Source organism: Lentzea kristufekii (assembly GCF_033949925.1).
Taxonomy (GTDB): domain Bacteria; phylum Actinomycetota; class Actinomycetes; order Mycobacteriales; family Pseudonocardiaceae; genus Lentzea; species Lentzea kristufekii.
The window spans coordinates 1-561 of the sequence record NZ_JAXAVV010000092.1; the positions used below are offsets into that span (position 1 = coordinate 1).

1 protein-coding gene and 1 pseudogene are annotated in these 561 nt (G+C 67.2%); both read right to left on the reverse strand.

Annotated features, from left to right (window positions below; all coding sequences use genetic code 11):
- A pseudogene (locus SK571_RS46210) lies at window positions 1-273 on the reverse strand (rhamnogalacturonan acetylesterase); the annotation flags it as partial.
- An 11-nt stretch (window positions 274-284) separates the two neighbouring features.
- Entirely contained in the window at window positions 285-491 is a 207-nt protein-coding gene (locus tag SK571_RS46215) for a hypothetical protein (RefSeq protein WP_319990440.1), read from the reverse strand.
- Window positions 492-561: the final 70 nt, after the last annotated feature.

Sequence of the window (561 nt, forward strand, 5' to 3'; positions counted from 1 at the left end):
GGCGGTGCGGATGAGCTGGCCCGCGGTGGTCGACACGGGGCGGAGGATCTGCCTGCGGGCCTCCACCGACATCGACGTGTTCGCCGCCTTGGAGGTGCTGCCGAGTTCCACGGTGACGTCGTAGTTGCCTGGAGCGACGTTGAAACTGCACTTGATCGGCGCGGTACCCGAGCACTGCGGCGGCAACGCCGCTGCGGCTGCGACCGCGGGCACGGGGATCAACACGGCCACGTTCACCGCGGCCGTGAGGAGCGCCAGACGCTTGAGAGACACGGATTCTCCTGTCATACGTTGAGGAAGCCGTCCATGGCGGCGGTGGGGCGGCGGTTGCTGGTCAATGCGGTCATGTCGTAGCCGGAGAACGACGAGTGGCCCACGGGGTCCCAGAAGGACGTGCCCAGGTCACCGAAACCCTTGGTGCCGGTGATGAACTGCCGCACCGAGTCGCGTACCTGGTGGCTGGAGGCGCCGTCGCAGGTGTTGATCGTCACCCGCGTGCCCAGTCCCGGAAGCCTTGTGGCCCAGGCACTTCAGGTCGTCGTAGACCCACAGTTCGCCGCA